Source organism: Brucella sp. BE17 (assembly GCF_039545455.1).
Lineage (GTDB): Bacteria > Pseudomonadota > Alphaproteobacteria > Rhizobiales > Rhizobiaceae > Brucella.
Genome location: NZ_CP154467.1, coordinates 1,627,591 through 1,653,209, shown reverse-complemented (window position 1 = coordinate 1,653,209; position 25,619 = coordinate 1,627,591). Strand labels below are relative to the sequence as shown.

Genomic DNA, 25,619 nt, shown 5'->3' with positions numbered 1-25,619 from the left:
ATGGTCGTTGCATCAGCCGAAAGACAGCGGATCGATAAGTGGCTGTTTTTTGCGCGCGTGGTCAAATCGAGATCGCTGGCGGCGAAACTCGCCGCCGGTGGCAAGGTCCGCGTCAATCGCGACAAGATTGATCAGGCGTCGCATCAGGTTAAGACCGGCGATGTGCTGACAATCACGCTCGAGCGGAGAATTTTGGTCTATAAAGTGCTGGCGGGCGGGGAACGGCGCGGTCCCGCGCCGGAAGCGCAGTTGCTTTATGAAGATCTTTCGCCACCATCCAATGAAGTCCCGGCGCATCTAAAAGCACCTTTGCCGCTGCGCGATAGTGGGGCCGGACGACCAACAAAAAAACAGCGCCGGGATACGGATCGTTTACGTGGTCTATAAATCGAGAGCATTTCCAGAAAAAGTGCGTAGCGATTTTGCTTCAGATAATGCGATAAGATAAAGATTGAGAGCGGTTTTGATCTGGACGAGATGCCGCAGGCGCTTTTGTCCTGTGATTGGATTTGCGCATTAAGCTCTTTATGAGCAACAGTTTTTTGTTCCGAAAACTAGAGGCGAAATGCTATTCCAGTTATTTGAGGTAGCGCAAAGATGCGGCGTTTCTGCCCTTGTCAGCGTAGATCAAAATGGTTACGTGACGCAGTGTCATAAGAGGTATTGGGGTGAGCCCCCATGCCATTCCCTTGAAAAGTGACGTTATGACAAGATATTCCGCATCTTCCCGCGGAGATATCGGTGCAGAGGCTTAAAGAGATTAGCTGCTTGTTCACACCCGTGAGGCAGCGACAGGAGCAGGACAATGACTTATGTCGTGACCGATAATTGCATTCGTTGCAAGTATACGGACTGCGTCGAGGTCTGTCCGGTGGATTGCTTCTATGAAGGCGAGAATATGCTCGTCATCAATCCGGACGAATGCATCGATTGTGGTGTTTGCGAGCCGGAATGCCCTGCTGAAGCGATCAGCCCAGATACCGAACCCGGCCTCGACAAATGGCTGGAACTGAATGCGGAATATTCGGTTAAATGGCCCAATATAACCGCCAAGAAGGATGAATTGCCGGAAGCCAAAGAAATGGACGGCGTGTCAGGCAAGCTGCAATATTTCTCAGCCGAACCGGGCAGCGGCGATTGAGAATTTCGCATTAGAGTATCGTGCGTCAAATCGGACGCACAATGCATGCTCTAAGTTAAATCTATGCATGGTGCCTTCCAAAAACAAATTCTGATTTTTGGGCCAATACTATAGAAATGCATAGGCTATGGTCAAAGTCACAGGGTGCCTTTGGTTCGCCGCGCGGATATAAAACAGTTGAATGCACCGATATTTCACGGCAAAAAGCAGTTTCTTTACTGCCGAACGGGGCATTTTTGGCAATTTGTTGATTCTTTCGCGAAATTGTGTTAGGTTCACCCCACAATTTCGGTGACTGGACGTCAATTCGTGGCGCAGATGCGTTAATCTCAGAGAGGCTAATTATTTTACCGGGCTAATTTGGCGCGGGATGGATGATTGCGATTTAGCCGTAGTCCTTGGACGTTCATTCGCTCTTCAGGGCCGCCTCAAGCGCCGAAACGCAGATCTTATCTTTTCCCGTAGTTCTTTCCCGGTGAAAGAAGTCTGCCGTCGAAAACGCTTTCAGTTCAATGCCGAATATGGCTTCCGCGCTTCGGATGAGCGCGGACAGATATCATGTGTTAACCGGCGGATCGCGCCGGGCACAACAGGGAGTATTGAAGCGTATGTCATCCCAGCAGAAGAAATCCGCAGTTCGCGGTGGTTTCAAGACCGGTGAGGCCATTGTGTATCCGTCTCACGGCGTTGGTCAGATTGTAGCGATCGAAGAGCAGGAAGTGGCTGGTCACAAGCTTGAACTTTTCGTGATCGACTTTGAAAAGGACAAAATGCGCCTGAAAGTGCCGGTTGCCAAAGCAGCGACCATTGGCATGCGCAAGCTGTCGGAAACCGATTATGTCGAGCGTGCATTGAAGGTGGTTCAGGGCCGCGCACGCGTCAAGCGCACCATGTGGTCGCGCCGTGCGCAGGAATATGATGCGAAGATCAATTCCGGCGATCTGATCTCGATTTCCGAAGTGGTGCGCGATCTCTTCCGCGCGGAAAACCAGCCCGAGCAGTCTTATTCCGAACGCCAGCTTTACGAAGCAGCGCTTGATCGAATGGCCCGCGAAATCGCAGCCGTCAACAAGCTTTCTGAAACGGAAGCAGTGCGTCTCATTGAAGCCAATCTTGCCAAAGGTCCCAAGCGCGGCAAGGCTGATGCAGAAGCTGATGTCGAAGATGAAGAAGTCGAGGCGGCGTAAGTTTTGCTTTGTTGAATTTTGGCAACCGTTCATTCGGTTGCCTTTTAGAGAGCCCGGCATAAGCCGGGCTTTTTTTATCTTAATTTTATATTGATGAGAATTGACAGGCAATTATGCTTTGCCCGCAAGGAACCTGATGGCAATTCGTGCGTTCTTCTTCACACCAGTTTAAAAAGCGGGCCCGTTTGAAAGCGTCTTTGTTTGTTGCGAGCAGATGTGTGATCTAAAAGCCTGACGGCATCGGAAACGTTTTTGCGCGTGTTCATTGTTCTTCGCGTAACTGGTATCTTTTAAGTTTGACGCACTAGTAAACAAGTGCCAGTCAAAAACAGGAGAACCAGATGAATTCGTCATCCATGCACAGTTCTTCCGCAGTTCCTGCCAGCCGCGCTCCTTCATTTGCTCGCGGTGCTTCTCCATCCTCCTCTCCGCAGTCCATGATCCGCAGCGCGATGAGTGCGCCTTATCTCGAACGTGATGAAGAACGCGATCTGGCTATACGCTGGAAAGAGATGAAGGATCAGGATGCACTTCATCGTATTACGTCGGCTCATATGCGTCTTGTGATATCGATGGCAGGGCGCTTCCGTAAATTCAATCTGCCGATGAGCGATCTTATCCAGGAAGGCTATGTCGGCCTTCTGGAAGCTGCTGCGCGCTTCGATCCCAACCGCGACGTGCGCTTTTCGACTTATGCATCCTGGTGGATAAGAGCTTCGATGCAGGACTATATTCTGCGTAACTGGTCAATCGTTCGCGGCGGTACGAGTTCGGCCCAAAAAGCCCTGTTCTTTAATCTTCGACGATTGCGCTCCAAACTTGCTCAAGCTGACGATGGTTTGAGCAAGGCTGAAATCTATCGCCAGATATCCGACCAGTTAGGTGTATCGACAAGCGATGTGGAATTCATGGACAGCCGTTTGTCGGGGCCGGATAGTTCGCTTTCGGCACCGGTTGGTGAGGATGATGCTGGCACAGCGCGGCGAATGGATTTCCTCGTAGACGATAGTCCTTTGCAGGATGAGATCGCGGAAAACTCTATCGATACGGAACGTCGCAATCAGTGGCTGCTTGATGCGCTTGATGCGCTTAATGACCGTGAGCTTCATATTATCCGCAAGCGCCGCCTGGAAGAAGGTGGCGTAACGCTGGAAGTTTTGGGCGAGAAACTGGGTATTTCGAAAGAGCGGGTGCGACAGATAGAAAGTCGGGCACTGGAAAAGCTGAAGGTCGCTCTCTTGAGCCAGCATGAACTTGCTGCTTATCAGGCTTGAGCTTTAAAGCGCGTCGCATTTTTCTCTATTCAGAAGACATTTGTTCAGGTTCGCTTTCTAAGCATGCGTTCCCCATCGAAGCAGGTCAGCAATCAGTCCAGTGGACTTATTGCTCTGTCTAGACCAGTTCCACTTGCTCTAGCACCGCCGTCAGGCATCTTCCCCCGTAAGGCGTGGTGACCAGTCTTCCACTTTGCGATTTTGAAGTCGGCGCACGGCATAACGTTTCCAGCCATCAGCAAGATGGGGGATTTCGGCCATTGCGGATAGCTCATCGTAATTCAGCATATCGACATAGAGCAGATACCAGATGCGATGCAATGTCCATTCCGGCGACAGCCGGTCGACAAGCACCATCGGCAGGCCGGCTTCTGCCAGACCTTCTTCCAGCACCCGATAATACCAGCCTGTGCGTCCGGTTTTCTGAACGCGGATCGCCATATCGGGCACATCGAAGCGGGCATTGAGTTTCCAGCAAGGCTGGCGGCCCTGTGAGACCTCGATCAGCGCTGTACCCAACTGGAAACGATCGCCGACCGCGACGTTCTTTTCATCAAGGCCGATGGTCGAAATGTTTTCTCCAAATGCGCCGGCGCTATCAAGGCATTGACGCTCGCCGATTTCAGCGCGCCATATGTTGTAGTGTTCCAGCGGGTAATGGTGAATGGCTTTTTCCGGCCCGCCGTGAACGCGAGTGTCTCCCTGCTCGTCGCCACAAAGTCCCTCATGCGTTATCCTGATACCGTCTTGCACGGGTTTCTTGTCGATACCACTGGGCGCGTTGTGCGGCCCTAACGGTGCGACCTTTCCAGTTAGTAGTGATTGGACAATTGTTTCCATTTTCACGGTTACTCGCTTATGAGCTTGACGCGGTCGCCAACCGAAACCGTCGCGCCGGGGGACATGGCGTTGAGGAGCCGGAACAGCTCAAGCTTACGTGTAGTACCCTGCATGCGAGCTGACAGGCTTGCCAAGGTGTCTCCGGGCTTCACCGTAACGACACGGATGCGCAGTGGCCGAATTGCGTTCTTTTCTGCTGGCGTCAGCAGGCGAAATGACTGCGTGACCTGTTGCGAAGCGGGCAGCAGTGCCGCGCTGCCTTTGGGAGCCGCCGTCAGGAAGCGATAGACCTTGTCATTGGCGCTGATAACCATGATGTCGAATTGCCAACGGTCAGCGGCGGCGCGTGCTGTTGCGGCAGGCAGGCCGTTGACATTCGTCTCCCGGATCGAGCTTGCTTCAAGCCCGGTGACCCAGCCAGAGCGGATATAATCAGTGAGGCTGGAACCGGATGGCAGCGAAGCGCCATCGAAGCGAATTGCCACTTCACCCGGACCGCTCGCCATGACGGCGGTCGCCGAATTGTCGATGGTGAAGCCTGCGGGCGCGCGGAAGGTCACGCCAAGCTTGGGATGAAGGAATGCTTGTTCACGAACGTAACCCTGATTGGGAGAATCGCCATAGAGCAGACCGTCTATGCCATTGAGAAACGAGTCGCGGTCGGTTGTGCCCACGCCAGGCGCACCGATCCGCCGTGCGTGTCCGAGTGCCAGCTCAATGCGCTGCGGCGTGGCGGGGTGGCTCGCCAGAAAATCCAGGCTGGCATCGGTTGCGCCGGAAACCGAGCGGAAACTGCTATACGCATCCATGGATTGGAGAAAGCGCGCCGAGGCAAAGGGATCATAGCCGGCTTCGCCGATCATCTTGATGCCAATTGCATCAGCTTGCAGTTCCTGATTACGTGAGAATTGCGCCAGCCGCAGCTTGCCACGAATGACTTCTTCGCGGCTGGCGGTCTCATTATGCAGCACTTCGCTTGCCACGCGCCCCGCAATGCCGGTTTCGGCTTCCTTTTCCTGGCGCAAGATACCGTGATTGGCGACGACGTGTCCCATTTCATGCGCGATGACGGCAGCCACCTCGGAGGAATCATTGGCAAGCGCCAGAAGGCCGCGTGTGACGTAGAGATACCCGCCTGGCAGGGCAAAGGCGTTGATATTGGGCGAATCCAGAATGGTGATACGGTAAGTCTGGTCGGGCTTGTCGGATACGGTGGTGAGTTTGCCAACAATCTTGGCGACCATGCGTTCCAGCCGTTGGTCCTTATATTCCCCGCCGTAGGTTGCAAGGATACGCGGATGCTGCTGCGCGCCAAGCTGAGCCAGCTTGTCATTGCGCGTGACAGTGTCCACAGTCACCGGATTGTCCGATGGCTGCAGGCCCAGATCCTTGCTGGAATTGATCGATTGGCACCCGGCCAGCATGGCGAATAAAACCACACCAAGATATGTGGCTTTTTTCCGCCAGTTGCGTCGCGCTTGTGCCGATAACAACGGCAGCAGGCGCAAAAGAGCCCGGGAAGGGGACATTTGACGGAACAGTATTTTGACCTCGCTTTTCAATCGTAGCCATTTGGCTGCCCGCAAATCTAGACATAGTCTGCAGGGCGCACAAGCCAATCTGCGCTGTTGCAGCCGTTCTTTCCGGTGATTGCGAACAAAATATGTCCGCAAGCGTAACTCTATTTGAGGCTGATAAGCGACTGCTCCGGAGTTCTATCTCCCCATATAGCGCTGCAAAGCTGCCGGCCCAGAGGCGGATAACAAATCTCGTGCGGGACCTTGCTCGCGAATTTGCCCATTTTCGAGGAACAACAGCAGCGTATTGAGATAGATCGCATCTTCGGGTGTATGCGTGACCATAAGGACGGTCATACCGGTCTCGCTGTGCAGATCGCGAATAAGATCGAGCATCTGGTGCCGCAATGCCGGCCCCAGCGACGCAAAAGCTTCGTCCAAAAGCAGGATCGGGCGTTCGCGTACCAGCGCGCGTGCAATTGCCACACGTTGGCGCTCACCGCCCGAAAGCGCTTCGGGCTTGCGTTGTTCCTTACCCGTTAGCCCGACACGTTTAAGCGCGTGGGTTATCGCAGCACGATCATTTGCATTCAGCTTCAGATCAGGGGCTCGACCCAAGCCGATATTCTGCGCAACTGTCAGGTGTGCGAACAGATTGTTTTCCTGAAACACCATCGAAACCGGACGGGCGGCAGGTGGCAGACGCGTGATATCCGTAGCGCCTAGGGAGATCGTGCCGGACTGAGGTATTTCAAAACCCGCAATGAGATTGAGAAGCGTGGACTTTCCTGAACCGCTGGGGCCGACGATCGCGGCTATTGCGCCTTCCGCAACCGTGACATCGAAACGCATTGCGGTATCGCCATAGCTGAAATGAACATCGTGAAGGCTGATTGCAGCGGATGCAGTCATGAAGCAGAATTATCCTTTGGCGATGCGATGCTGCGGTCGGCGATCATCATCAGAGCGAGGCATAGGAGCCCCAATATAAGGGCCAGCCCTGCCGCATCGAATGTGCGATAGCTGCCCATGCGCTGCAACAACAGGTAAGGCAGGGTGAGAAGTGCGTCACTGCCGAAAAGTGCGATTGTGCCGAGATCGCCGATGGAAAGAGCCATGGCGAAGGCAAAAGCCATGCCGAAAGGCTTGCGTATCGAGGGCCAGTCGATCAGTCGGAAACGATTGACGCCGCGAATACCAAGCTGCGCGCAGAGACGATTATGGCGGGCTGCGGCCGTGTCCCAGGCTGGACGCAGCAACCGGAAGGCAAAAGGCATCGCCATTGCAGCATTGACGGTGACAACCATGAGCGGTGCCATCGCGAACGGATCGGTAAAATGGCGCAGCAGGATGAACCAGCCGGCACCGATCACGATTGGGGGCATGACGAGGATAAGGCTTGCGCCCGTATCAAAAAAATTTGCGGCAGGCTTGTTTTTGACCGCTTCGCGCGCTGCAACCAGCGCCAGCGAAAGCACAAGAGAAATTAGGGCAGCGGAAAACCCCAGCGCAAGGCTCGTTGTGATCGCGCGCCAGACGGTTTTTTCGCTCAAAAGACGGATCAGATCTGCGGCGAGTCCTGAAACCACAACACCTGTGATCGGCAAGGCGACGTAAAGAAAGCCGATGAGGATTGCCGCAATATTGAACAGCCGTTCCCCCAAACGCGGCCTGTCGAAGCGGCGCGGCGTGGCCGTATGCGTAAAACCTTCCTCGGATGGACGGCCTGTCAGGCGCAGGAGGATGAGGACCAGCAATGTCAGAACCAGCTGGGTGGCGGTCAGTGCCACAGCACGTGCAGGGTCGAAATCGAAATGTAGGCTCTGGTAGATTGCGACTTCCAGCGTTGTCGCACGGGGGCCGCCGCCAAGCGTCAGCACCGTCGTGAAGCTGGTGACGCAAAGCATGAAGATCAGGCCCGTCATCCCCGGCAGGCTGCGGCGGATGACCGGCCATTCGATCAGTCGGAAACGGGCGCGATTTCCCATGCCGAACTGTGCTGCAAGTTTCCAGTAATCGGTGGGGATCGATTCATAGCTTGCAAGGATGAAACGCACTGCAAGCGGCATGTTGAAGAAGACATGCGCGATCAAGATGCCCGTAATGCCATAGATATCAGGCTGAAGCGGATGCCCGGCTGCATCCGAAATATGGGCGAAAAAGCCATTGCGCCCGTAGATGCTGGTGATACCCAGTACCGCCACGAGGGCGGGCAGGGCGAGTGGCAAGGCAAAAAGGCGCAGGATCAGTCCGCGTCCGGGAAAGCGGGTTTCGGCATGAAGCGCGCGCGCAACTGGTATTGCGAAAGCAACAGAAAGCAGACTGGAGATGATAGCCTGAAGGACGGTGAAGCGGGCAATGCGCCAGAGATAGGTATCGAAATTGCTGCTCGCCTCGAAATTGCCATGGCCTGCTTCAAAAGCCAGTGCGAGGAGTGCGCCCGCGCCGAGTATGACCAGAAAGGCCAGCGCCAATACCCCTGCCAGGGGTTTCATCTTGGTCAGGGATGATGCGCCATATTCAGTTGGCATTGCCGTCATCGGCTAGTCGCTGTCAGCCATTCGCTCACCCAGACACGGCGATGTTCTGCCACTTCGTCGGAGGGGATGATGAGGGTCTTTTCCGGTTTGGGCAATGCTTCAAAAGCAGATGGCAACGGCGTGGACATCTTGCCTGCCGGAAACATCCAGTTGGTTTCAGGGATTACATCCTGGAAGCCCGGTCCGGTCATAAAAGTAAGAAATCTTTGCGCCAGCGGGTTTTTCGCACCCGTGAGCGTCTGGGCGGCAAGCTCAACCTGAAGATAACTCCCCTCGGGAAACACCAGTGCCTTGTAGCGGTCGGTCTTTTCGGCAATGAGGTGATAGGCGGGCGAACTCGTATAGGACAACACCATCGGTGCCTCGCCACGCGTGAAAAGTCCGTATGCCTCCGACCAGCCCGGTGTGACGGTCAGAACACGTTTTTGAAGCTTTTCCCATGCCTCGCCAGCCTTGTCGCCATAAACCGCTTTCATCCATAAAAGCATGCCAAGCCCCGGTGTCGACGTGCGCGGATCCTGCAACACGATCTTTTGCGAAGCGTCGCCCTCAACCAGTTCCTTGAGGCTTTGCGGTGGATCGGGCAGTTTATCTGAATCATAGACCACGGCGAAATAACCATAGTCAAAGGGTACAAAAATATCGTCCTTGAACCCGCCCGGCACACTGATATTGCCCAGATCAATACCGCTTGGCGCAAAAAATCCAGAAGCACGCGCTTCCGTCAGAAGATTGACATCAAGGCCAAGCACGATATCTGCGATGGTGTTTCTGCCCTCCAGCTTGAGGCGGTTGAGAAGGGCGACGCCGTCGGCGGAAGCGATCCATTCCACCTCGCAGTTACAGTCCTTCTCGAAGTTTTCCTTGACCTTGGGTCCTGGTCCCCATTCGGAAATGAAACTGTCATAGGTATAGACGGTCAGCTTGTCCTTTGCCTGTGCGGCAGAAGAAAAGGCAATGGCTGCCGAGAAGGAAAGAGCCAGCAAGGATAAGAGCCGCATCAGGATAGTCCTTTCATCGCGTTTGAAAGGAAGTAGCGCTACTCTGGATTGCGATGCAATCCTTCGTAAAAGCCCGCAACTTTTTGGCGTTGTGTCGCATGGCAGCATCTAAATCCCTCCGCCGGTACGAGCCGGATCAGGTTCCTCGGGTTGGTTTTCGCCTCTCAGCCACCCGCATTTGCAGAAGGCACCCCGTTAGAATTTCTGAGAGCATAAAACGGAGGCAGGGCAAGAGCAAGAGCCGTGCACAGAATACAGGCTGCTCTTTCAGGGTTAATTTTCTCATGTTATGAGCAGCTTATGAGCACATTTGTCATTCTCCTCGGCGGCGATCTCGCCGTGACCGAGCGCCTTCGGCAACAGATTACAGGCGCGCGTTTTCTGGCTGCCGATAGTGGTATCCGCCACGCTGCGGAACTCGGCGTCGAACCGGAATTATGGCTCGGCGATTTCGATTCAGCGTCGCCGTCGCTTAGGCAGCACTATATGCATGTGCCCCAAAAGACCTTTTCACCAGCCAAGGACATGACGGACGGTGAACTTGCCCTTAATGAAGCCTATTCGCTTGGCGCGACGCGCGTGATCTTATGCGGGGCTTTTGGCGGCGCACGCACCGATCACACCCTGCTCCATCTCACCTTGGCGACTGCTCAGGCCCGGAAAGGACGAAACATTTTCCTTTCCAGTGGTAGCGAAGAAGCATGGCCCCTGCTGCCTGGACGTCATTCTTTTGATCTGCCGGACGGAGCATTGTTCAGCGTCGTGAACTTTACTGATGTCGACGGTCTTTCGATCACAAATGCGGAGTGGCCGTTAGACAATGTGACCTTGCCGTTCGGCTCTTCATGGACGGTGTCCAATATAGTCGATGGAACGCTTTGCGTTTCGATGCGTTCTGGAATAGCGATACTTGTAGCGAACCTTGATGTGGGGTTGTCACGGTAATGCACCGCTCATACCGAGGCCTGAAAATGCTTGACGTCTGCGGGCGAAACGTATTGTAAATGGGCTAAGCGGGTCATCTGCTTTACGCCGAACTTGGGGACGCAAAGCCGGTGTTTTTGAAACTCTAGATAGGAGATTGTCTCATGAAATCACGTCTTTCCATGATTGCAATTGCCGCCGTGCTCGCGTTCTCGACTGCAGCATGCACGACCAATGAAAAGCGTACGGCTGGCTATGGTGTCGGCGGTGCAGCCCTCGGCGCTCTTGCCGGTGGTGCAATTGGCGGCAGCGGTCGCGGCGCTCTTGCCGGTGCAGCAATCGGCGGTGTCGCCGGTACGCTTCTCGGTGCATCCCAGACGCGCAACGGCGTCCAGTACTGCCGTTACCGCGATAACTATGGTCGCACTTACGAAGCACCTTGCCAGTAAGTCAGGCTTTATTGCTGTTATAAAGGACAGGCCGGGTTTTTCCGGCCTGTCTTTTTTTGCGCTCTTTTACCGATCCATTTGACAGAATGACTTTTGTCGCCGACAAGCAGGGCAAAATTTCAATCCTTTATTGAAGAGAACCATGGCTCCTCCGCTTCTACGGCTCGACCAGATACAGCTCACCTTTGGCGGCACCCCTCTTCTTGAGGATGCCAATCTTTCGGTAAGCGAGGGCGACCGCATCGCGCTGGTCGGGCGTAACGGCTCTGGCAAGTCTACCTTGCTCAAGATTGCCGCCGGCATGGTCGAGCCGACCTCGGGCGAAATGTTCCGTCATCCGGGTGCCACCGTGCGTTATCTGCCGCAGATGCCGGACATGGACGGCTTTGCCAATGTGCGGACCTATGTCGAGGCAGGGCTTGGTCCGGCGGATGATCCGCACCGGGTCACCTATCTTCTCGAGCATCTGGGGCTGAGCGGCGAGGAAAAGCCGGATCACCTTTCGGGCGGTGAAGCACGCCGTGCCGCACTGGCACGGGTGATTGCACCGCAACCGGACGTTCTGCTGCTCGATGAGCCTACGAACCATCTCGACCTCACCACCATCGAATGGCTCGAAGGCGAGTTACGCCAGATCCGTTCGGCCATCGTGCTGATTTCGCATGATCGGCGGTTTCTGGAAAATGTCAGCCGCGCAACGGTGTGGCTGGATCGCGGCCTGACGCGCCGTATCGAACAGGGTTTTGGCCATTTCGAGGAATGGCGCGATAAGGTTCTGGAGGAAGAAGAGCGCGATCATCACAAGCTCGGTCGCCAGATCGCGCGTGAGGAACACTGGCTGCGTTACGGCGTTACCGCACGACGCAAGCGCAATATGCGCCGCCTGGGTGAGTTGCATTCCATGCGTTCTGATTTCCGCAATCATCGCAAGGCGCAAGGGGCAGCGGTGCTGGCCGCGAGTGACAGCAAAGAGTCGGGCAAGCTGGTGATCGAAGCCAAGGGGCTGAGCAAGGCCTATGGCGAGCGTGAATTGGTCAAGGATTTCTCTATCCGCGTCCAGCGTGGTGATCGCATCGGGCTTGTCGGACCCAATGGTGCGGGCAAGACAACACTTTTATCGCTTTTGACCGGCAAGCTGGAACCGGATTCAGGCACTTTGCGTCTTGGCGTTAATCTGGAGATGGCCGAACTCGACCAGAAGCGTGAAGACCTCAACCTCAATGACACGCTTTCGCATTATCTGACTGACGGGCGCGGCGAGAGCCTGATCGTCAATGGCGAACAGCGCCATGTCGTCTCCTACATGAAGGATTTTTTGTTCCAGCCCGAGCAGGCGCGGACACCGATCCGCGAACTGTCGGGTGGCGAAAGAGCGCGGCTTATGCTGGCGCGTGTGCTGGCGCGTCCTGCCAATTTGTTGATCCTCGATGAGCCGACCAACGATCTCGACATGGAGACGCTCGATTTGTTGCAGGAACTGGTGGCCGGTTTCCCGGGCACCGTCATTCTGGTCAGCCACGACCGTGATTTTCTTGATCGCACCGTGACATCGGTCATTGCCCCGGAGGGCAACGGAAGCTGGCTCGAATATGCCGGCGGTTATGCTGATATGATGGCGCAGCGCAAGGAACAGGCGCTCAGCCGCCGGGCCGTTAAAGCGGCGGGTCTCCGCAATGATGACAAGCAGGATAGGGAGGCTGCGCAGCCCAAACGCGAGGAAAAACGCAAGCTGTCCTATAAGCAGAAATTTGCCCTTGAAACGCTGCCTACCAAGATGGACGCGCTTGCCAAGGAAATCGACGTGCTCGAAGGCAAGCTTGCCGATCCGGCACTTTATGCCAAGGACCCCGCGCTTTTTGCCAAGACCGCCGATCTTCTGGAAAAGAAGCGGGCCGAGAATGCCGCCATGGAAGAAGAATGGCTGGAACTGGAAATGCTGCGGGAAGAAATCGAAGGGTAGAGACTACCCTTCGATAGCCTTTTTCAGGCGCTTGCCTTGTTGAGACGCGCAACCGCATCGTCGCTCAATTTCAAACGGCTGGCATCGATCAGTTCGCCCAGTTGCGTGAGGCGTGTTGCGCTCGCGATGGGGGCTGTGACCGAAGGCTGCGCGATCAGCCAGGCGATGGCGACCTGAGCGAGTTTTGCGCCAATGCTAGCGGCCACGTCATCGAGCGCTACGATGATTTTTTTCCCGCGCTCGGTCAGATATTTTTCCACCGTTGAGCCGCGTGCGCTTTGGCCCAGATCGTCGCTTGAGCGGTATTTGCCGGTGAGGAAACCTGCGGCAAGCGAAAAATAGGATATGACGGCGAGATCGTTGTCGCGGCAGATTTTTTCCAGCCCATCCTCAAAGCCGGAACGATCATAAAGATTATAAAGCGGTTGCAGACTTTCATAGCGTGGAAGATCATGCTTTTTCGCCACTTCCAGCGATTCTGTGAGCCGCTCTGCCGTCAGGTTGGAGGCCCCGATGACACGGATTTTTCCCGCTTCGATCAGCTCCTGATAGGTGCCGAGCGTGTCTTCAAAAGGCGTTTCCGGATCATCCCAGTGCGACTGGTAAAGATCGATATAATCTGTTTGCAGCCGCTTGAGCGATGCATCCACTGCCTTGCGGATATAGGCAGGCGACAGTCCTTTTTCGTCCGGCCCCATTTCAGAACCGACCTTGGTGGCAATGATAACCTTGTCGCGCTGGCCGCGTGATTTCAGCCAGTTGCCGATGATGGTTTCGGATTCACCGCCCACATTGCCGGGTGCCCATGTCGAATAAGCGTCGGCGGTATCGATGAAGTTGAAACCGGCAGCGATAAAACGGTCGAGAAGCGAGAATGATGTCGCCTCATCGACCGTCCATCCAAATACATTGCCACCAAAGCAAAGCGGCGAAACTTTAAGTTCGCTGCGTCCGAGCTTTCGAAATTCCATAGACCTGTCCTCTTCCCGTCAGCGGCAAGCTGGCCGCCGGTTATACATGGAGGAAGAAGAAAGGTCGGATGGATCAGCCCATTAGCCCATGCCAAGCGCATCCATATAAAGCTGGAGCATGGCTTCTTCTTCCTGACGCTCGTGGTCTTCTTTTTTACGCAGACGAATAATGGTTCTTACGACCTTGCTGTCAAACCCCGACCCCTTCAATTCTGCGTAAACTTCCTTGATATCGTCGCCAATGGTCTTTTTTTCTTCTTCCAGACGCTCGATGCGTTCGATGAAGGCGCGCAATTGGCCAACGGCTATGGTCTGGGCTTCGCTTGTAATGTCGTCGCTCACGAGGTTTTCTCCAGTTCAATTTTACGGCGGAATGCGGATGCTGCCAGGGCGAAAGCCCGCATGGTGAAGAACGTGGACGTTTCTTCAAGTGAGTCGCAGGCAAATTTAAGAGGGTTTTCGATGCCCGACACGACGTTTCGGGTCAAGCCCTGTGGATAGCGGGTAAAGATGGGTTTGTCAGTGTTCGGGATCGCTGCGCGAGCCGAAATACCGGACCTCGTGAACGGCTTCAAGCGCATTGATTTCTTTGAGCATCGGCGCGAGACGCTTGGCCCATTCGTGCACGCCTTGCGCGTTCGCGATGAGGTCCTGTCGCACTTCGATTAGCACATTGGCAAAACCCTGTGCTGTCGCATGCCGAAAAAGCGCATCGTTGCGCAAGGCACCATTATAGGGTTCGTTGTCACCAACAACGAGATCGTTTTGCGCATGCAAAAGCTTGAGCAACGGTGCAATGGCGCGATCATCCCGATCCCAGAGCAAGCCGATATGCCAGGGACGCTCTGTATTTTTCCAGCGTGGTGTAAAAGAATGGATCGCAATAATCAGCGGAGCGTGTCCGCTTTGGGCTGCGACTGTTGTGCGCATTTGCGTCACCGCATCATGATAGGGGCGGTAGAATTGCCGCAGCCGTGTTTCGCGTTCTTGCGCCGATAAGGGATAATTGCCTGTAATGACCACGCCGTCCGATAATTGCATTATAAGGGTCGGGTCATCTTCGCCACGGTTGGGGTCGATCAGCAATCGGGAAAATCCGGCAAGCACGGCAGGAGCCTTAAGGCGGGCAGCAAGTGCCCGCGTCAACGCCTCGACACCGATGTCATAAGCAATATGACGCTCGAATTCGCTTTCTTTGAGCCCCAAACTGCCGTAATTGGCTGGCATGTCGCGGCGTGCGTGATCGGCTGTCAGCATCAGGCCCAGGCGAAAGTCGCCATCGATTCGATGAACGGGCGAGAATGACGTGGCTGTGGATGTTGCGGGCGAGATTACAGACTTGGACATGATTGCCGGACGGATCAGCTCTAATTTTCAACAGATAGGGAACATTGTTCCGGTCTGTCATGAGAAAACCGATATTGCAACGATCATTCTTTCGACAATAGCTTTCTTATAGGTTGGACTGCGTTGACATCACAGACGAAACTGCCGAAAAGAGAGCGACCGAAACGGGATTTCCTGACGTGAAAAAAAAGCAATTGCGGGCTGAAGGGGTTCGGCTGATGCGACTTCCAAACTTCCTTGCTGTGTTTTCCGCCACATTGATCGGTGCATTGGGCATGACGGCTTTGGAAGCGCGCGCTGACTTCCGCGTATGCAACTCCACACAGAATCTGGTAGGGGTGGCCATCGGTTACAGAGCCAAGACAGGTTGGGTGACTGAAGGCTGGTGGCACATCAATGGATCAAGCTGCAAGACACTGATCGAAGGCCCGCTGACATCACGTTATTATTATCTTTATGCCGAGGATGCTCAGGGTGATGGGCGCTGGCAGGGCAATGTGAACATGTGCGTGGCGGAAAACGAATTCCGCATCACCGGCGTTCAGGATTGCTTTGCGCGCGGGTTCCAGCGCAATGGCTTCCAGGAATATGACACCGGCGAGCAATCGAGCTGGATGGTTCAGCTTGCAGATGAAACGCCGCCGGAAAACCCCACTGTTACAGGAACGAACAATCAATGAAGCGTAATCGCAAGGTCAAGATTCTCGCAACGCTCGGCCCGGCGTCAGGCGAGGAAGCTGTCATCCGCAAGCTCTTTGAAGCCGGAGCCGATGTTTTCCGCATCAATATGAGCCATGCCGATCACGACCTGATGCGCACGCTGGTCAAGCGCATCCGTAATGTTGAAAAGGAACTGGGACGCCCGATCGGTATTCTCGCCGATTTGCAGGGGCCAAAGTTGCGCGTCGGAAAATTTGCCGATGGCAAGGTCGATCTCGTCGCTGGCCAGACTTTTACGCTCGACAATAATGAAGCGCCGGGAGATGAAACCCGCGTCTATCTTCCGCATCCCGAAATTCTCGAGTCCGTCGAGCCGGGCCATCGCCTGCTGATCGATGACGGCAAGCTGCATCTGGTGGCGGAAATCTGTGACGGAAAATCGATCCGCTGCAAGGTGGTTTCGGGCACCCGCATTTCCGACCGCAAGGGTGTGAGCCTGCCCGATACCACGCTCGGTGTCGGCGCACTGACGGAAAAGGACCGCAAGGATCTCGATGCCGTGCTGAAAGAGGAAATCGACTGGGTCGCGTTGTCGTTTATCCAGCGTCCGGAAGATTTGGTCGAAGTGCGCAAGATTTCCGGCGGCAAGGTCGGCCTCATGTCGAAAATCGAGAAGCCGCAGGCCGTCACGCGGCTTGATGAAATCATAGCACTTTCCGATGCGCTGATGGTGGCTCGGGGCGACCTTGGCGTTGAAATGCCGCTTGAAACCGTGCCGGGTATCCAGAAGCAGATCACGCGCCGTTGCCGCCGCGCCGGCAAGCCGGTCGTTGTTGCAACGCAGATGCTCGAATCGATGATCACCGCCCCGGTTCCGACCCGCGCCGAAGTCTCGGACGTGGCAACGGCCGTCTTTGAGGGGGCTGACGCCGTCATGCTTTCAGCCGAATCGGCATCCGGTCAATATCCGGTCGAATCGGTCGCGACCATGAACCGGATTGCCGAACAAGTGGAACAGGATGCAACCTATTCCACGATCATCGATGCGCAACGCGCCATGCCGGAACCAACCGGTGCTGACGCGATTTCGCTGGCTGCACGCCAGATTGCCGAAACGCTAAAACTTTCGGCCATCGTGACCTATACGGCTTCCGGTACGACGGGGCTTCGCGCGGCGCGCGAGCGTCCGCGTACTCCGATCATCGCTCTTTCGCCTGTCGTGGATACCGCCCGCCGCCTGTCGGTGGTTTGGGGCCTGCATTGTGTGGTGACCGCTGATGCGCATGATCTGGAGGATATGGTTGATAACGCATGCCAGATCGTTTGCGGTGAGGAATTCGGCAAGGCGGGTGATCGCGTCATCATCACGGCTGGTGTGCCGTTCGGAACGCCGGGCGCCACCAATATGCTGCGCATCGCCTATATCAGCGAGGACGGCAAGTCGGGCGTCTGATCGCCCCTCATAGCACAGTTCAAAAACGCGTCCCGTTCGGGGCGCGTTTTTTATTATGTGCGGATATCGGTTAGTTCGTCGGTGAGTTCCAGGAGGCTCTTCTGTGCCTCGCGCATCATGGGGTAGATGGTGAGTGCCTGCTCATAGGCTTTCAGGGACTGTTCTTTAAAACCGCGAGCGCGCAAGATGCCCGCCATGCCGGACAGGGCGCCATAATGGCGTGGCTCCAGCTCCAATGTACGATTGATGTCGTACATGGCGTGCGCATAATCTTTTTGCAGGAAATAAACCGTGGCGCGGCGGTTCCACGCTTCCGCATAGTCGGGATCGAGTGCAATGGCTTCATTGAGAAAATCGATTGCCGAAGGATAGCGCTGTTCTATGAGGGCGGCATTGGCCCATTGCATCAGCAGATCGACTGTGGCGCTCCCCGATTGCGACCAAAGCGTATTGATCTGCGATGAGATGCGCACGGCTTTGGCTTCATCCCTCGTGCGGCGCAATTCGGAAAAAAGCGTATCCAGCCGCTCTTCGCGGCTTTGCGGCTCTGTGATCGGTTTTGCCGGTGGCTGCGCGTTTTCGCTCTGAGGTGCTGCCGTGTCAGCCATGGCCGCATCAGGAGCCGTCACGGCTATGCCGAGAGCGATCACGAGGGCAAAGATAAGATGTGCAAAAACATTCCGCATGCGCACAGGATTTCCCATGCGCAGCGAAACGTCAAATGCTAAATCAAAAATAAAATCAGCCCTGACGAGCCTTGAAGCGCGGGGCAGTCTTGTTGATGATGTAAACGCGGCCCTTGCGGCGGACCAGCTGGCAGTCACGATGGCGGGCCTTAAGCGCCTTGAGCGAGTTCTTGATCTTCATGTCAATCACCGGTCTGGTTGGCCCCTTGACATGAAAATGCCGCAGGGCTGCATAAAAACAGGCGCTCGAAGCGCCAATTGATTACAGACACACGAAGGTGTCCGAAGGGTTGGCCGAAATACACAATGTTTCAGGCAAATGTCAACTCCTGCGATGCAGATTCAGGCCTTCAGCCGATAGAATCTTGGATAGCGCAGGCAAAGCACGCGAAATCACACCGAATCCCGATGCGCATTATACCGTGCGCGGCGTAATGCGGGTCACATGCCCCATTTTGCGGCCCTCACGGGCTTCTCTTTTCCCGTAAAGGTGCAGCACGGCGTTTTCTTCCAGGAGAATCGCAGGTACATTATCGATATCGTCACCGATCAGGTTTTCCATTACGCAGTCCGAATGCCGCTCGGTATGTCCCAGCGGCAGACCGGCCACGGCGCGGATATGCTGCTCGAATTGCGAAATGGCACAGGCAGCTTCGCTCCAGTGGCCCGAATTATGCACACGCGGCGCAAATTCGTTGGCAAGCAATGTGCCGTCTTTGAGAACGAAGAATTCGAGCCCCAGCACACCGACATAATCAAGTGCATGCAAAAGCTTTTCCGCAGCGCTGCGCGCTGCTTCTGCCGTATTGGCGCTAATGTTGGCCGGAACTGTGGAGGTGGCAAGAATGCCGTTCTTGTGCACGTTCTCGGCAATGTCGAAGATCGCAACATTACCGTTTTGATCACGTGCAGCAATGACCGAGACTTCGCGCTCGAAATCGACAAAGCCTTCTAGAATGGCAGGGGCGTTTTTGATGGCCTCGATCGCGTCCTGCGCTTGTCGCTCATCAAGTGATGTCAGGCGAACCTGCCCCTTGCCGTCATAGCCAAAACGTCGGGTTTTCAGGATGCCCCGCTCGCCGAGCGCTGCAAGGGCTGCAATCAGACTTTCATGATCGTCAACCAGACGCCATTGCGCCGTCTCGATGCCGCTTTCATTGAGAAACTTCTTTTCGGTAAAACGGTCCTGCGAGATTTCAAGCGCTGCCGGAGGCGGCAGAACAATAGCGCTTTCAGCAAGGCCATCCACGGCACTGACCGGCACATTCTCGAATTCATAGGTGATGACATCGCAGGCCTCAGCTAGTTCGCCAAGCGCCGTCGAGTCATCATAGGCGGCAATGATCTGCCGGTTGGCAACCTGTGCCGCCGGGCAATCGGCCTGTGGTTCCAGAATGATCGTATTGAAGCCGAGGCGCGCAGCGGCGATCGCCAGCATGCGGCCAAGTTGCCCGCCGCCGATGATGCCGATGGTGGAACCGGGCTGAAGTGCGTTTATGTTCATCTTACACCTCGTTGGATGGGCGTTCGGCCACACTTTGCGTCTGAGCCAGACGCCATTCATCAAGACGGGCGGCAAGCGTATCATCATGAAGTGCGAGAACGGCTGCTGCGAGAAGCGCTGCGTTGACCGCACCGGCGCGACCAATGGCGAGTGTTCCGACCGGAATGCCTGCAGGCATCTGCACGATAGAGAGCAGCGAATCCTGCCCCGAAAGCGCCTTTGATTGCACGGGAACGCCAAAGACCGGCAGTGGCGTCATGGCCGCAGTCATGCCGGGCAGATGCGCGGCCCCGCCGGCACCTGCAATAATGACCTTGAAACCTTGGGCCTTCGCGCCCTTGGCAAAATCAACCAGCCGGTCGGGTGTGCGATGCGCGGAGACAATGCGGGCATCAAAGGAAATGCCGAGCGCTTCCAGCGTGTCGGTTGCATGGCGCATGGTTTCCCAATCGGACTGGCTGCCCATGATGATGGCGACGTCGGCACTCACGCTCATTGATCATTCCTGTTTCACTGCATTGATTTTTATAAAAGGCAAAGCCGGGCAGGCCCGGCTTGTTTGTTCCATGTAAAGCGCCCTCAGGCGATGATATCGGGAATGACCTGATCTTCAAGCTCCTGAAGCTTGTCCTTGATCTGGAGCTTTTTCTTTTTCATGCGCTGGATGCGCAACTGGTCACAGCCAACTTCCATCATGGCCTTGATGGCTGCATCGAAATCCGCGTGTTCCTGTTTCAGACGTGCGACGGCCAATCTTATCTCGGCCTGATCCTGATCGGACATGCGAAAGCCCCGTTCTTTTGAATAAACATACGGGCTGCGCCATCCCGTCAAAGGCACAGCATCCAGCCCGTTTGGTTGAGCCTTTATCACATTTTTCGTGATTGGAAAATGCTACCACGACAAATTCGACTTTAGACCAAACTCGTGCCAAACTGTCATGGTTCTGTCATGGGAGCGGCTGTCGAAGATAACAATCAATGACGCTTCCCTGGCAGCCGGGACTGTGTGTTCGGCCCGGAAAACAGGAGATGTGCCGGGCGTTTCATGCAGTTTGAGCAGACGGAGCAGCACAGCTTGAACAAAAGCCGGTTTGTTCCGTTGTTATTGTGGAAACAAAACAAAGGAGAACTGATGATGGCTATCGAGTCCCATCTTGCCACGCTCGAAAAGAAGCATGGCGCTCTGGAGCAGGAAATTTCCGAAGCCCTGGCGTCACCGGCAATGGATGATCTTCATGTTACCACTCTCAAGCGCAAGAAACTTCTGCTCAAGGAGCAGATTGAAAAAGTAAAATCCCAAGCCACCCGTCATTAATAATGAAGGTATTTTCGAAGAGCCGTTAGAGCGAACATCACGCCTACGCGGGTGTTAAACACGGTCGCTCTATCGTATTAAATGCGAGCATCTCGCTTTAAGGCTTGAGGAATTTACCAGAATGGTGAAGTTGGCGGCTGTGTCACAGCCGCCGCATATTTTTTTTACAGTTATTTTATTGCTTATTATTTTTCCACCGACCGGCGAAAATATCAGCCTTCCGTCTCTGCTCTCGGATCAAGGTTCAGCGCTTCAGGCGTTGCACCGCGCTCGGATGGCATGCTCTTGAACTGGTCTTTTTCTTCCTTTGGAAGCGCCGCACGCTGGCGAGAGCGGAAGAGGGCATAGCCAGTAATCGAAATATGCGCGAGCATGGTGATGGCAAACAGCCCCGAAGGCCAGAATATATCCATGGCAACCGCGGCAAGCAACGGGCCGAGCATGGTGCCGAAACCATAAAGCAGCAGCAGCCCGCTCGAAACTTTTACAAAGCTTTCCGCCGTTGCATGGTCGTTGGCGTGTGCTACGGCGACCGGATAAAGCGCATAGGCAAGGGCACCGTATAAGCCGGCCATAACGATGATGACGGTGCCATTCGAAGGCGCGGCAATGAAGGTTGCAAGGCCCATCAGGGCAGCGAGAGCCGCGACACCCGCCAGAACCAGCCGACGGTCGACAAGATCGGAAATACGCCCGACGGGAATTTGCATCACAGCACCTGCGGCAATGGTGGCGCTGACCATCAGGGCGATCTGTGTGGTTGAAATGCCGGACTGTGCGCCGAAAACAGCGCCCAGCGTACCCCAGGCACCATTGGCGATGCCGATCAATATGCAGCCGACGAAGGCGGCAGGAGAGTTGCGGTAAAGCGCCTTGAGGTCGAGTTGCACTTCGGTGAGCGGCTTTGGGCTGACGGCGGTGGAAATGGCGGTGGGAATGAGCGCCAGACAGAAAAACACGCCACAGATCATGAAGAGATGGTCGGAACGCACGTCACCAGCTGCGACCAGCATCTGCCCGGACATGGTGGCTCCGTAGTTGACCATCATATAGAGGCCGAAAATCCGCCCGCGCGATTCATTGGTAGCACGCTCGTTGAGCCAGCTTTCGATTACCATGAAAGCACCCGCCATGGCAAAGCCGGTGAACGCGCGCAAGATGACCCAGCTCGTCGCGTCAATAAAGATGCCCGATAAAAGGGCGATAATCGCAGCCGAAGCGGCAAAGCAGCCAAAGGCGCGGACATGGCCGACACGGCGCACCAGACGTGGTCCAAAAAGGCAACCTGCGACAAAGCCGCCCGCCCATGTGGTGCCGAGCAGACCAAGGGAGGCGACCGAAAACCCCTCCGCGCCTCCACGCAGCGGCAGAAGCAGTCCGTGCAGTCCTGATGCTATGAGAAGAAAGGCTGTGCCACAAAGAAGGGCGAGGACCTGAATGTAAATACGCAAAATTGAATTCCCGAAATCTGCGACCGAATATTCTGGCCTTATTTTGTGAAGGCTTTGCTGAAATTGCAAAGCGCTTGCGCGTTACGCCTGATGCAGCCCTTCAACCAACGCCATTGTGCTAAGCATTTTATCCGGTGTTGGTTCCCCATTTTGTCCAACTGTTATCGGAACAATGCTTCGGCGGCGGCGCGGCTATCCCCTTTTTTGAGCCGCTCGGCTTTCAGTCGTTCGATTTCATCTTGCAGAAAGGCGATACGCTGATCGATCTCCGCCGCTGAAAGCACCGCCAGTTCTTCGTCGCTAAGTGCCGGGCCGCTATAGGGCTTTACCGCATCCTCATCAAAACCGCTCATAGCCGTCCTCCGTGGTCAATGATGGCTCAGGTCACGAGAAAAGATTTAACACATTGAATCTTCGCATATATATTTTGAAAAATCGATAATGAACTGTCCCCTCTCAATCGGCAGAACAATTATGGATCAGATCAAGACAGGAGTTCGTGATGACCGTTGACGTTCCTTCCATTATGACTGCGATCGAAATCAGCGCGCCAGGTGGCGCAGATGTGTTGCGCCCTGTTGAACGACCAATACCGCAACCGGGGGAGGGGCAGGTCCTGGTGCGGGTGCGTGCTGCGGGCGTTAATCGCCCGGATGTGTTGCAGCGTCAGGGCAATTACGCGCCGCCACCGGGTGCCTCGGACATTCCCGGCCTTGAAATCGCCGGTGATGTTGTCGCCTTGGGTGCGGGTGTGACACGCTTTGAAAAGGGCGATCAGGTCGTGGCACTTCTGCCGGGCGGAGGCTATGCCGAATATGCGCTGGTGCATGAAAGCAATGCGCTGCCGCTGCCTTCGGGCTACGGCTATATCGAAGCGGCCGCCATCCCGGAAACCTTCTTTACCGTCTGGCACAATGTGTTTGAACGCGGTGATCTGAAAGCGGGAGAGACATTGCTCATTCATGGCGGCTCGTCGGGCATCGGCACAACGGCTATCCAGCTAAGCAAGGTATTTGGCGCGAATGTGATTGTAACGGCAGGTTCAAAAGCCAAATGCGAGGCATGCCTCAAGCTCGGTGCCGATCATGCCATCAATTACCGCGAAGAGGATTTTGTGGCCCGCGTCAAAGAGATCACGAATGGCAAAGGTGTAGATGTGATTCTCGATATGGTGGGCGGCGATTATGTCGATCGCAATTACAAGGCGGCCGCTGAGGACGGGCGCATCGTGCAGATCGCTTTTTTGAATGGGGCCAAGGCAACGGCCAATTTTGCGCTGCTGATGACCAAACGCCTCACCCATACAGGCTCGACCTTGCGCGCCCGTTCGGTTGAATTCAAGGCGGGTATCGCGCGTGAACTGGAGGCAAAAGTCTGGCCGCTTCTGGTCAAGCGACAGGTGGCACCCGTTATGGATATGATTTTTCCGTTGCAGGATGCGAGGCGCGCGCATGAACGCATGGAAGAGGGCAGGCACATCGGAAAGATCGTGCTCGATGTTAAGTGACGCGCAAATATTGCTGTCGGATGGTCAGCCCTTTCTTGCTCTGGCGACAAAAAAATTATATATAGACCGTGAATTCCCGGAAATTGTGGTTTTTTTCCACGTCCCGCGCCACCGGAGCGGACGAACAGAAGGATTATATCTAATGGCCACCCAGCTTCTTATGCCGAAAGCAACGGCCGTCTGGCTTGTCGATAACACGGCTCTGTCCTTCGACCAGATTGCCGCTTTCTGCAAGCTGCATCCATTGGAAGTGAAGGCAATTGCCGATGGCGAAGCCTCGCAGGGCATCAAGGGGCTTGATCCGGTCATTGCCGGCCAGATTTCGCGCGAAGAAATTTCTAAAGGCGAGAAGGATCCCTATCACCGCCTGAAATTGTCCGACCCGAAGGTGCGTGTGCCGGAAGCCAAGCGCAAGGGACCGCGCTATACGCCGCTGTCCAAGCGTCAGGATCGCCCGAACGCCATCTTGTGGCTGGTGCGCAATCATCCTGAACTCAAAGATGCGCAGATTTCTCGCCTTGTCGGCACGACCAAATCGACCATCGAGCAGATTCGCAACCGCACCCATTGGAATTCGGCCAGCCTCACCGCTATGGATCCGGTGACACTGGGTCTTTGCTCGCAGATCGATCTCGACCTTGAAGTGGACCGCGCAGCGCGTAATCGTCCGGTGGCACCGGATGGTGACAGTACGCTGCTGCCTGCATCTGCAACCGAGAATTTTGATTATCGTGATGAGCAGCCTGCGGAAGAAGAGTTGGACGCGGAAAAGGTTTTCGCAAAGCTGTCTTCGCTCAAGGGCACGAACACCGACGAAGACGAAGAATAAAGATTTTATATCTGATGCGAAAAGCCCGGTCTCGACCGGGCTTTTTTTATTGGTCAGTCCTTAAAAGCCTTAGTCTTTGAAAGCATTGTATTCGCTCATTTCCATGATGCGATAAAAGTCGCTCAGCGTTTTGCCGCGTTCTGCGCGAAAGCGACGGCCCGCCTCGCTTGCAACGATAATCCGATCGGTGCGGAATGTGCGAAAAGCATTGCGCAATTCGCACCAGCCGATAACGGTCCAGACCTTGCCCCAAAACCAAAGGCCCAGAGGGCGGATGTCGCGCTGGCTTTCGCGCGCTTCAAGATCGCGATAGTGGATATTGAGAACTGTATTTTCATCCACTGCGCGCTCGACGGTGTCGATGACGCGGCGTTCCTCGACGCTGATGCTGGCGGTCGGTGCGTGAATTTGTGTGCCGGTGATGCGCGCGCGTTCTTCCTTCGGAAGTACGGCTTCGATCTTGATCAGCGCTTCTTCGGCACCGCGTGCCATGGATACACCACCCCAGGCGCGGATGAGGCGCGCGCCTGCCACCAGTGCCACGATCTCGTCGCGGGTGAACATGAGTGGCGGCAGTTCAAAGCCCTGCCGCATGATGTAGCCGACACCGGCCTCACCGTCGATGGGGACGCCGGTGGATTGCAGATCGGCGATGTCGCGGTAGATCGTACGCTCGGATACTTCCAGCCGCTCGGAGAGCTGGCGCGCGGTCACAAGCCTGCCGCCGCGTAGGTGCTGGACAATCTGGAACAGGCGGTCGGCACGACGCATTTATTTTCCTTTACGGCTTTGCTCTATCTGTCTTGCGTGCATCTTTTTCCGAAAACTGCTTCACACTTTTCGGGATGCACTCCAAATATCGCTCCGGCCACCCCATATCCTTACGCAAATCTTCCGGCAAGTGATCGAGAAGGCGATTGGCACGGACAAAACGGCGACGCGTATCCTGCCTTTGCCTGTAGCGTTTTAGAATTGCAATGAATGGTGCGATTGCAAATGCCATGATTCCACTCCCTCGTCCTTGGAAGCATGCTTATGGCATAGCCCTCCTGACAGCTCTG

General features: G+C 55.2%; 29 protein-coding genes and 1 riboswitch. Of the genes, 12 read left to right on the top strand and 17 right to left on the bottom strand.

Annotated features, from left to right (window positions below; all coding sequences use genetic code 11):
• The 4 genes from AAIB41_RS08055 (at position 1) to AAIB41_RS08040 (ending at position 3,602) form a co-directional block, all read left to right on the top strand.
• Positions 1-387, top strand: a complete 387-nt coding sequence (locus AAIB41_RS08055; RefSeq protein ID WP_343312790.1) for an RNA-binding S4 domain-containing protein — start codon at positions 1-3, stop codon at positions 385-387.
• Between the two features lie 418 nt (positions 388-805).
• The gene (gene fdxA, locus AAIB41_RS08050; protein WP_343312789.1) at positions 806-1,141 is read left to right on the top strand and encodes a ferredoxin FdxA; all 336 of its coding nucleotides are present in this window, start codon (positions 806-808) and stop codon (positions 1,139-1,141) included.
• Between the two features lie 608 nt (positions 1,142-1,749).
• A complete protein-coding gene (locus AAIB41_RS08045) occupies positions 1,750-2,328 on the top strand; it encodes a CarD family transcriptional regulator (RefSeq protein ID WP_343312788.1) in 579 nt (192 codons plus the stop codon).
• A 341-nt stretch (positions 2,329-2,669) separates the two neighbouring features.
• The gene (locus tag AAIB41_RS08040) at positions 2,670-3,602 is read left to right on the top strand and encodes an RNA polymerase factor sigma-32 (RefSeq protein ID WP_343312787.1); all 933 of its coding nucleotides are present in this window, start codon (positions 2,670-2,672) and stop codon (positions 3,600-3,602) included.
• A 150-nt stretch (positions 3,603-3,752) separates the two neighbouring features.
• Here the strand turns inward: AAIB41_RS08040 and AAIB41_RS08035 are convergent, their stop codons facing one another.
• From AAIB41_RS08035 to thiB, 5 genes are all read right to left on the bottom strand, one after another.
• The gene (locus tag AAIB41_RS08035) at positions 3,753-4,442 is read right to left on the bottom strand and encodes an MOSC domain-containing protein (RefSeq protein WP_343312786.1); all 690 of its coding nucleotides are present in this window, start codon (positions 4,440-4,442) and stop codon (positions 3,753-3,755) included.
• Positions 4,443-4,450: 8 nt separating this feature from the next.
• The gene (gene cdlP / locus AAIB41_RS08030; protein ID WP_343312785.1) at positions 4,451-5,971 is read right to left on the bottom strand and encodes a cell division protease CdlP; all 1,521 of its coding nucleotides are present in this window, start codon (positions 5,969-5,971) and stop codon (positions 4,451-4,453) included.
• A gap of 186 nt (positions 5,972-6,157) precedes the next feature.
• The gene (gene thiQ / locus AAIB41_RS08025) at positions 6,158-6,871 is read right to left on the bottom strand and encodes a thiamine ABC transporter ATP-binding protein (protein ID WP_343312784.1); all 714 of its coding nucleotides are present in this window, start codon (positions 6,869-6,871) and stop codon (positions 6,158-6,160) included.
• Entirely contained in the window at positions 6,868-8,499 is a 1,632-nt protein-coding gene (gene thiP, locus AAIB41_RS08020) for a thiamine/thiamine pyrophosphate ABC transporter permease ThiP (protein WP_343312783.1), read from the bottom strand. The genes thiQ and thiP overlap by 4 nt, the downstream gene beginning before the upstream one ends.
• Positions 8,496-9,500, bottom strand: a complete 1,005-nt coding sequence (gene thiB / locus AAIB41_RS08015) for a thiamine ABC transporter substrate binding subunit (RefSeq protein ID WP_343312782.1) — start codon at positions 9,498-9,500, stop codon at positions 8,496-8,498. Before thiB ends, thiP begins: the two co-directional genes overlap by 4 nt.
• Positions 9,501-9,595: 95 nt before the next feature.
• Positions 9,596-9,705: riboswitch (TPP riboswitch) on the bottom strand.
• Between the two features lie 95 nt (positions 9,706-9,800).
• Between thiB and AAIB41_RS08010 the strand changes: the two genes are divergently transcribed.
• The 3 genes from AAIB41_RS08010 (at position 9,801) to AAIB41_RS08000 (ending at position 12,833) form a co-directional block, all read left to right on the top strand.
• A complete protein-coding gene (locus AAIB41_RS08010) occupies positions 9,801-10,445 on the top strand; it encodes a thiamine diphosphokinase (RefSeq protein ID WP_343312780.1) in 645 nt (214 codons plus the stop codon).
• 143 nt (positions 10,446-10,588) lie between these two features.
• Complete coding sequence (locus tag AAIB41_RS08005) at positions 10,589-10,873, top strand: glycine zipper domain-containing protein (protein ID WP_343312779.1); 285 nt, start codon at positions 10,589-10,591, stop codon at positions 10,871-10,873.
• A gap of 142 nt (positions 10,874-11,015) precedes the next feature.
• Entirely contained in the window at positions 11,016-12,833 is a 1,818-nt protein-coding gene (locus AAIB41_RS08000; RefSeq protein WP_343312778.1) for an ABC-F family ATP-binding cassette domain-containing protein, read from the top strand.
• A gap of 23 nt (positions 12,834-12,856) precedes the next feature.
• Here AAIB41_RS08000 and AAIB41_RS07995 read toward each other — a convergent pair whose 3' ends face one another.
• From AAIB41_RS07995 to AAIB41_RS07985, 3 genes are all read right to left on the bottom strand, one after another.
• Complete coding sequence (locus tag AAIB41_RS07995) at positions 12,857-13,804, bottom strand: aldo/keto reductase (RefSeq protein ID WP_343312777.1); 948 nt, start codon at positions 13,802-13,804, stop codon at positions 12,857-12,859.
• An 81-nt stretch (positions 13,805-13,885) separates the two neighbouring features.
• Positions 13,886-14,146 (bottom strand): DUF2312 domain-containing protein, encoded by a 261-nt coding sequence (locus tag AAIB41_RS07990; protein ID WP_007876730.1) that lies wholly within the window; start codon positions 14,144-14,146, stop codon positions 13,886-13,888.
• A gap of 177 nt (positions 14,147-14,323) precedes the next feature.
• Positions 14,324-15,151 (bottom strand): N-formylglutamate amidohydrolase, encoded by an 828-nt coding sequence (locus AAIB41_RS07985; RefSeq protein ID WP_343312776.1) that lies wholly within the window; start codon positions 15,149-15,151, stop codon positions 14,324-14,326.
• Between the two features lie 218 nt (positions 15,152-15,369).
• Between AAIB41_RS07985 and AAIB41_RS07980 the strand changes: the two genes are divergently transcribed.
• Positions 15,370-15,831, top strand: a complete 462-nt coding sequence (locus AAIB41_RS07980) for a DUF1036 domain-containing protein (protein ID WP_343314710.1) — start codon at positions 15,370-15,372, stop codon at positions 15,829-15,831.
• Positions 15,828-17,264, top strand: a complete 1,437-nt coding sequence (pyk, locus tag AAIB41_RS07975) for a pyruvate kinase (RefSeq protein ID WP_343312774.1) — start codon at positions 15,828-15,830, stop codon at positions 17,262-17,264. Before AAIB41_RS07980 ends, pyk begins: the two co-directional genes overlap by 4 nt.
• A 53-nt stretch (positions 17,265-17,317) precedes the next feature.
• On the opposite strand, the gene AAIB41_RS07970 is transcribed toward pyk, so the two are convergent.
• From AAIB41_RS07970 to AAIB41_RS07950, 5 genes are all read right to left on the bottom strand, one after another.
• On the bottom strand, positions 17,318-17,968 hold the full coding sequence (locus AAIB41_RS07970; RefSeq protein ID WP_343312773.1) for a tetratricopeptide repeat protein: 651 nt from the start codon (positions 17,966-17,968) through the stop codon (positions 17,318-17,320).
• 37 nt (positions 17,969-18,005) lie between these two features.
• Positions 18,006-18,131, bottom strand: a complete 126-nt coding sequence (ykgO, locus tag AAIB41_RS07965; RefSeq protein WP_002967908.1) for a type B 50S ribosomal protein L36 — start codon at positions 18,129-18,131, stop codon at positions 18,006-18,008.
• Between the two features lie 234 nt (positions 18,132-18,365).
• Positions 18,366-19,454, bottom strand: a complete 1,089-nt coding sequence (locus AAIB41_RS07960) for a 5-(carboxyamino)imidazole ribonucleotide synthase (RefSeq protein WP_343312772.1) — start codon at positions 19,452-19,454, stop codon at positions 18,366-18,368.
• Position 19,455: 1 nt separating this feature from the next.
• Complete coding sequence (gene purE, locus AAIB41_RS07955; protein ID WP_343314709.1) at positions 19,456-19,944, bottom strand: 5-(carboxyamino)imidazole ribonucleotide mutase; 489 nt, start codon at positions 19,942-19,944, stop codon at positions 19,456-19,458.
• Between the two features lie 89 nt (positions 19,945-20,033).
• Complete coding sequence (locus AAIB41_RS07950) at positions 20,034-20,237, bottom strand: DUF465 domain-containing protein (RefSeq protein ID WP_343312771.1); 204 nt, start codon at positions 20,235-20,237, stop codon at positions 20,034-20,036.
• A gap of 351 nt (positions 20,238-20,588) precedes the next feature.
• Here AAIB41_RS07950 and AAIB41_RS07945 point away from each other — a divergent pair, with 351 nt between their 5' ends.
• Positions 20,589-20,771 carry a DUF465 domain-containing protein gene (locus AAIB41_RS07945; protein WP_343314708.1) on the top strand — a complete coding sequence of 61 codons (183 nt, stop codon included), beginning with the start codon at positions 20,589-20,591 and terminating at the stop codon, positions 20,769-20,771.
• Positions 20,772-20,983: 212 nt separating this feature from the next.
• Here the strand turns inward: AAIB41_RS07945 and AAIB41_RS07940 are convergent, their stop codons facing one another.
• Both AAIB41_RS07940 and AAIB41_RS07935 read right to left on the bottom strand, forming a co-directional pair.
• Complete coding sequence (locus AAIB41_RS07940; protein ID WP_343312770.1) at positions 20,984-22,222, bottom strand: MFS transporter; 1,239 nt, start codon at positions 22,220-22,222, stop codon at positions 20,984-20,986.
• Positions 22,223-22,383: 161 nt separating this feature from the next.
• A complete protein-coding gene (locus AAIB41_RS07935) occupies positions 22,384-22,575 on the bottom strand; it encodes a DUF1192 domain-containing protein (protein ID WP_343312769.1) in 192 nt (63 codons plus the stop codon).
• A gap of 149 nt (positions 22,576-22,724) precedes the next feature.
• Here AAIB41_RS07935 and AAIB41_RS07930 point away from each other — a divergent pair, with 149 nt between their 5' ends.
• The gene (locus AAIB41_RS07930; RefSeq protein ID WP_343312768.1) at positions 22,725-23,729 is read left to right on the top strand and encodes an NAD(P)H-quinone oxidoreductase; all 1,005 of its coding nucleotides are present in this window, start codon (positions 22,725-22,727) and stop codon (positions 23,727-23,729) included.
• A 142-nt stretch (positions 23,730-23,871) separates the two neighbouring features.
• The gene (locus tag AAIB41_RS07925) at positions 23,872-24,558 is read left to right on the top strand and encodes a DUF1013 domain-containing protein (protein ID WP_343312767.1); all 687 of its coding nucleotides are present in this window, start codon (positions 23,872-23,874) and stop codon (positions 24,556-24,558) included.
• A gap of 69 nt (positions 24,559-24,627) precedes the next feature.
• Here AAIB41_RS07925 and AAIB41_RS07920 read toward each other — a convergent pair whose 3' ends face one another.
• Positions 24,628-25,329 carry a YafY family protein gene (locus AAIB41_RS07920; protein WP_343312766.1) on the bottom strand — a complete coding sequence of 234 codons (702 nt, stop codon included), beginning with the start codon at positions 25,327-25,329 and terminating at the stop codon, positions 24,628-24,630.
• Positions 25,330-25,339: 10 nt separating this feature from the next.
• Positions 25,340-25,561 (bottom strand): hypothetical protein, encoded by a 222-nt coding sequence (locus tag AAIB41_RS07915; protein ID WP_343312765.1) that lies wholly within the window; start codon positions 25,559-25,561, stop codon positions 25,340-25,342.
• Positions 25,562-25,619 lie beyond the last annotated feature (58 nt).

Coding starts and splice junctions, on each gene's coding strand:
- AAIB41_RS08000 (WP_343312778.1), top strand. CDS start 11,016: ATGGCTCCTCCGCTTCTACGGCTCGACCAGATACAGCTCACCTTTGGC.
- cdlP (WP_343312785.1), bottom strand. CDS start 5,971: ATGTCCCCTTCCCGGGCTCTTTTGCGCCTGCTGCCGTTGTTATCGGCA.
- AAIB41_RS07970 (WP_343312773.1), bottom strand. CDS start 17,968: ATGGGAAATCCTGTGCGCATGCGGAATGTTTTTGCACATCTTATCTTT.
- AAIB41_RS07945 (WP_343314708.1), top strand. CDS start 20,589: ATGATGGCTATCGAGTCCCATCTTGCCACGCTCGAAAAGAAGCATGGC.
- AAIB41_RS08045 (WP_343312788.1), top strand. CDS start 1,750: ATGTCATCCCAGCAGAAGAAATCCGCAGTTCGCGGTGGTTTCAAGACC.
- fdxA (WP_343312789.1), top strand. CDS start 806: ATGACTTATGTCGTGACCGATAATTGCATTCGTTGCAAGTATACGGAC.
- AAIB41_RS08010 (WP_343312780.1), top strand. CDS start 9,801: ATGAGCACATTTGTCATTCTCCTCGGCGGCGATCTCGCCGTGACCGAG.
- AAIB41_RS07985 (WP_343312776.1), bottom strand. CDS start 15,151: ATGTCCAAGTCTGTAATCTCGCCCGCAACATCCACAGCCACGTCATTC.
- AAIB41_RS07935 (WP_343312769.1), bottom strand. CDS start 22,575: ATGAGCGGTTTTGATGAGGATGCGGTAAAGCCCTATAGCGGCCCGGCA.
- AAIB41_RS08005 (WP_343312779.1), top strand. CDS start 10,589: ATGAAATCACGTCTTTCCATGATTGCAATTGCCGCCGTGCTCGCGTTC.
- thiQ (WP_343312784.1), bottom strand. CDS start 6,871: ATGACTGCATCCGCTGCAATCAGCCTTCACGATGTTCATTTCAGCTAT.
- AAIB41_RS07925 (WP_343312767.1), top strand. CDS start 23,872: ATGGCCACCCAGCTTCTTATGCCGAAAGCAACGGCCGTCTGGCTTGTC.
- AAIB41_RS07995 (WP_343312777.1), bottom strand. CDS start 13,804: ATGGAATTTCGAAAGCTCGGACGCAGCGAACTTAAAGTTTCGCCGCTT.
- AAIB41_RS08055 (WP_343312790.1), top strand. CDS start 1: ATGGTCGTTGCATCAGCCGAAAGACAGCGGATCGATAAGTGGCTGTTT.
- AAIB41_RS07920 (WP_343312766.1), bottom strand. CDS start 25,329: ATGCGTCGTGCCGACCGCCTGTTCCAGATTGTCCAGCACCTACGCGGC.
- ykgO (WP_002967908.1), bottom strand. CDS start 18,131: ATGAAGATCAAGAACTCGCTCAAGGCGCTTAAGGCCCGCCATCGTGAC.
- AAIB41_RS08040 (WP_343312787.1), top strand. CDS start 2,670: ATGAATTCGTCATCCATGCACAGTTCTTCCGCAGTTCCTGCCAGCCGC.
- thiP (WP_343312783.1), bottom strand. CDS start 8,499: ATGACGGCAATGCCAACTGAATATGGCGCATCATCCCTGACCAAGATG.
- AAIB41_RS07960 (WP_343312772.1), bottom strand. CDS start 19,454: ATGAACATAAACGCACTTCAGCCCGGTTCCACCATCGGCATCATCGGC.
- AAIB41_RS07930 (WP_343312768.1), top strand. CDS start 22,725: ATGACCGTTGACGTTCCTTCCATTATGACTGCGATCGAAATCAGCGCG.
- AAIB41_RS07950 (WP_343312771.1), bottom strand. CDS start 20,237: ATGTCCGATCAGGATCAGGCCGAGATAAGATTGGCCGTCGCACGTCTG.
- AAIB41_RS07980 (WP_343314710.1), top strand. CDS start 15,370: ATGCGACTTCCAAACTTCCTTGCTGTGTTTTCCGCCACATTGATCGGT.
- thiB (WP_343312782.1), bottom strand. CDS start 9,500: ATGCGGCTCTTATCCTTGCTGGCTCTTTCCTTCTCGGCAGCCATTGCC.
- AAIB41_RS07915 (WP_343312765.1), bottom strand. CDS start 25,561: ATGGCATTTGCAATCGCACCATTCATTGCAATTCTAAAACGCTACAGG.
- pyk (WP_343312774.1), top strand. CDS start 15,828: ATGAAGCGTAATCGCAAGGTCAAGATTCTCGCAACGCTCGGCCCGGCG.
- AAIB41_RS08035 (WP_343312786.1), bottom strand. CDS start 4,442: ATGGAAACAATTGTCCAATCACTACTAACTGGAAAGGTCGCACCGTTA.